The sequence below is a fragment of the Paracoccus sp. (in: a-proteobacteria) genome, from assembly GCF_047973135.1.
Lineage (GTDB): Bacteria > Pseudomonadota > Alphaproteobacteria > Rhodobacterales > Rhodobacteraceae > Paracoccus.
The window spans coordinates 1-4,503 of the sequence record NZ_JBKEBL010000119.1; the positions used below are offsets into that span (position 1 = coordinate 1).

Annotated in this window: 3 protein-coding genes; 2 read left to right on the top strand and 1 reads right to left on the bottom strand. The window is 62.8% G+C overall.

Features of this window, described 5'->3' with window-relative positions:
• The coding region (gene secA, locus ACK5L9_RS09080; protein WP_416911141.1) for a preprotein translocase subunit SecA at positions 1 to 2,283 on the bottom strand (2,283 nt) is incomplete at its 3' end.
• Positions 2,284 to 2,486: 203 nt separating this feature from the next.
• Between secA and ACK5L9_RS09085 the strand changes: the two genes are divergently transcribed.
• Positions 2,487 to 3,320 (top strand): peptidylprolyl isomerase, encoded by an 834-nt coding sequence (locus tag ACK5L9_RS09085; RefSeq protein WP_416911142.1) that lies wholly within the window; start codon positions 2,487 to 2,489, stop codon positions 3,318 to 3,320.
• Positions 3,317 to 4,503 (top strand): bifunctional glutamate N-acetyltransferase/amino-acid acetyltransferase ArgJ (gene argJ / locus ACK5L9_RS09090; protein WP_416911143.1); only part of this gene is annotated, 1,187 nt, incomplete at its 3' end. The genes ACK5L9_RS09085 and argJ, both read left to right, overlap by 4 nt.

The window sequence follows — 4,503 nt, forward strand, 5'->3', positions numbered from 1 at the left end:
CAGGACCTGCTTTTCGATCTGGCGCATGTTTTCCGGGCCGAACTGTTCGGCCTTTTGCGCCATGTAGCTGTTGGTCGCCTGCTGGATGCGTTCGCGGATGCCATCCTGATCGACGCCCTCCTCGGCGGCCCATTCGGCGATGGGCAGATCCATGTTCAGCCGTTCGATGACCGCCGCATGCAGGCCCTTGACGTTCCATTGTTCGGCATAGGCGCGGGGGGGCATGTACTGATCGACCAGATCGTCGATGACCTGTTCGCGCATGTCTGCGGCGACCTCTTCGACCTCGTCGGTATGCATGATTTCCAGGCGCTGGCTGAAGATCGCCTTGCGCTGGTCGTTCATCACGTCGTCGAATTTCAGCAATTGCTTGCGGATGTCGAAATTGCGTCCCTCGACCTTGGCCTGGGCACGCTCAAGCGACTTGTTGACCCAGGGGTGCACGATGGCCTCGCCGTCCTTCATGCCCAGCTTGGACAGGACCGAATCCAGCCGTTCCGAGCCGAAGATGCGCATCAGATCGTCCTCAAGCGAGAGGAAGAACAGCGAGCGCCCCGGATCGCCCTGACGGCCCGAGCGGCCGCGTAGCTGGTTGTCGATGCGGCGCGATTCATGGCGTTCGGTGGCCAGAACGAACAGCCCGCCCGCGTCCAGAACGGCCTGTTTGTCATTGGCGTGTTCCGCCTCGATCCTTGCGCGCAATTCGTCGGGATTGGTCTCGGGGTCGGCGGCCAGGGCCTCCATCACCTTCATTTCGACATTGCCGCCCAACTGGATGTCGGTGCCGCGTCCGGCCATGTTGGTGGCGATGGTCACCGCCCCCAGCTTGCCGGCATCGGCGACGATCTGGGCCTCGTCCTCGTGCTGGCGGGCGTTCAGGACGTTGTGAGGAATGCTTTGATGGGTGAGGATCTGCGACAGCATCTCGGATTTGTCGATGCTGGTGGTGCCGACTAGCATCGGTTGGCCCTTGGCATTGGCCTCTTTGATGGCCTCGACCACGGCGGCGTATTTTTCCTGCGCGGTGCGGTAGACGCGGTCATGTTCGTCAACGCGCTGGATGGGGCGGTTCGTCGGCACCTCGACCACGCCCAGCTTGTAGATTTCGGCGAATTCCTCGGCTTCGGTGGCGGCGGTGCCGGTCATGCCGGACAGTTTCGCGTAAAGCCGGAAATAGTTCTGGAAGGTGACGCTGGCCAGGGTCACGTTCTCGGGCTGGATGGCCACGCCCTCTTTGGCCTCGATGGCCTGATGCAGCCCGTCCGAGAGGCGGCGCCCCTTCATCATCCGGCCGGTAAATTCGTCGATCAGCATCACCTCGCCGTCACGGATCATGTAATGCTGATCCTTGTTGAACAGCTTGTGCGCGCGCAGGGCCTGATTGGCGTGGTGGACGATGGTGGTCGATTCCGGGTCATACAGCGTCTGGCCTTCGGGCAGGATGCCGTCGGCGGCCAGCCGCTGTTCCATGAACTCGTTGCCTTCCTCGGTGTAGGTGGCGTTACGGGCCTTTTCGTCCAGCTTGTAGTGATCTTCGGTCAGCAGCGGCATGTACTTGTCCAGTGTCAGGTACAGTTCGCTGCGGTCCTGCGACGGCCCCGAGATGATCAGTGGCGTCCGCGCCTCGTCGATCAGGATGCTGTCCACCTCGTCCACGATGGCGAAATTATGGTCGCGCTGGACCATTTCCTCGACGCTGCCCTTCATGTTGTCGCGCAGATAGTCGAAACCCAGCTCGTTATTCGTGGCATAGGTCACGTCGGCGGCATAGGCCTGACGCTTTTCGGGTTCGGGCTGGAACGGATAGACGACACCGCAGGTCATGCCCAGATGCTGAAAAACCTTGCCCATCCATTCGGCGTCACGCTTGGCCAGATAGTCGTTGACCGTGACCACATGCACGCCCTTGCCCGACAGCGCGTTCAGATAGGCCGGAAAGGTCGCCACCAGCGTCTTGCCCTCGCCGGTCTTCATCTCGGCGATATTGCCCTGATGCAGGAAGATGCCGCCCATCAACTGCACGTCGAAGGCGCGCAGGCCAAGGGCGCGGCGCGCGCCCTCGCGGCAATTGGCAAAGGCTTCGGGCAGGATGTCGTCCAGACTTTCCCCCCCTGTCACGCGTTTTTGAAATTCGCGGGTCTTTTCGATCAGCCCGTCGTCGGACAGCGCCTTGAACTGGTCCTCAAGCGCATTGATCTGTGCGATCAGCGGCCGTGTCGATTTCACCTTGCGGTCGTTCGGAGTGCCAAAGACCTTCTTCGCCAGAGTTCCAATGCCGAGCATGTTACCTTCGCAATCACGTTGTTGGGAAAGACAGCCTCGGGTGGGCCACTTGCCCGTACCGACCGCATTGCCGTATCAGGGGCCTGAACGAAAAGCGGCGGTGGCGCCTTCCACGGTTGGATGGGATGTATGCCTCGGCTGCCGGACTGTCAACGCTGGCCCGCCCTCAAGTGGGGCTGGTCGTGATCTGTAAAGGATAACCTATGCTCAAATCGTCGATTCTGGCCCTTTGTCTGGTCGCGGCACCCGTTCTGGCGCAGGCGCAGGACCGGACTGCGGACACCGTCATCGCCACCGTGAACGGCCAGCCCGTCACGCTGGGGCAGATGATCGTGATGAAACAGTCGATCCAGGATCCGCAGATGGCGGCCCTGCCGGATCAGGCGCTGTGGGACATGATGCTGGACCAGTTGATCAGCCAGACGGCCATGGCCGGGCAGGGAACTGAAAACGCCGGTGTCCGCGCGCAGGTGGAACTGCAGCGCCGCAACACGCTGGCCTCGTCCGTCATCAGCAAGATCGCGGCGGAACAGCCATCCGAGGACGATATTCAGGCCGCCTATGCCAAGCTGTTCACCGATACCGCACCCGTAACCGAATATTCTGCCGCGCATATCCTTGTCGATTCCGAGGATAAAGCGAAAGAGGTCAAGAAAAAGCTGGATGAGGGCGGAGATTTTGGCGCGCTGGCGCAGGAATATTCGACCGGTCCCAGTGGCCCGAACAATGGCGATCTGGGCTGGTTCACCGCCGATCAGATGGTTCAGCCCTTTGGCGAGGCCGTCAAGGCGCTGGAAAAGGGCCAGATTTCCGATCCGGTTCAGACCGATTTCGGCTGGCATGTCATCCAGTTGAAGGACACCCGCGTCAAAGAGGCCCCCGCCCTTGACGAGGTGCGCGACCAGATTGTGCAACTGGTCCTGCGCGAACGGGTCGAGGCGGCGATTGCGAAGGCGACCACTGATGCCAAGGTCGAAAAGACCGAGGGCATCGACCCCGCGCTGATCAATCAGACCGATCTGCTGGAGGCCGAATGATGGCGAAGGCCGGGCTTTCCGTTTCGCCTCTGGCCCCTGCCGCCTTTCCCGACCTCCCAGAGATCGCGGGCGTCGAATTTGCCAGCGCGGCGGCCGGGGTGAAATATCAGGGTCGCACCGATGTGACCCTGATACGCCTCGCGCCGGGATCGACCATCGCCGGAGCCTTTACGCGGTCGTCAACTCGCGCCGCCTGCGTGCTGGACAATCAGGCCAAGCTGGCGCAGGGCGGCGATGCCCCCGAGGGCGCGGCGATCATCGTCAATTCCGGCAATGCCAATGCCTTCACCGGCGCGCGCGGGCAGGAATCGGTTGATGCCGTGACCGGCGCGGTGGCCAGGGCATTGGGCGTTCCGGCGGGGCGGGTGTTTTCGTCCTCGACCGGGGTGATTGGGGAACCGCTGCCCCATGGCCGCATCGTTGCCGTGACAGGCGATCTGGCGGGGCGGCTGGATCAGGGCGGTGTGGCCGATGCCGCCCGCGCCATCATGACCACCGACACGTTCCCCAAGGGCGCATCCGCCTTGATCAAGGGCGAGGGCGGGCCGATCCACATCGCCGGAATCGCCAAGGGCTCGGGGATGATCGCGCCGGATATGGCGACGTTGCGGGTCTATATATTTACCGATGCGAAGATCGCCGCGCCGTTGCTGCAAAAGGCGCTGAGCGGCGGGCTGCACAGCACCTTCAACGCGATCACCGTGGACAGCGACACCTCGACTTCGGACGCGCTGATCCTTGCCGCGACGGGGCGCAGCTTGGCGGCACCGATTACCTCGCTGACCAGCGGCGCGGGCGCGGATTTCGTGCAGGCGTTGCAATGCGTCATGCGCGAGCTGGCGCAGCTTGTGGTGCGCGATGGCGAGGGCGCGACGAAATTCGTCGAGGTTCAGGTGACGGGCGCGACCAGCGAGGCCGACGCCCATCGTGTTGCCATGGCCATCGCCAATTCTCCGCTGGTCAAGACCGCCATTGCGGGCGAGGATGCCAATTGGGGTCGGATTGTTGCGGCAGTCGGCAAATCCGGTGCTGCGGCGGATCGCGACCGGCTGACCATCCGCTTTGGCGATATGGTGCTGGCCGAACATGGCTGGCGCGCGCCCGGCTATGACGAGGCTGCGGCAAGCGCCTATATGAAGAACCAGAACCTGTTGATCGCGGTGGATCTGGGGCTGGGGCAGGG

Bases quoted from the DNA above. Each gene is read 5' to 3' on its own strand.
- ACK5L9_RS09085 (WP_416911142.1), top strand. From the start codon at position 2,487: ATGCTCAAATCGTCGATTCTGGCCCTTTGTCTGGTCGCGGCACCCGTT.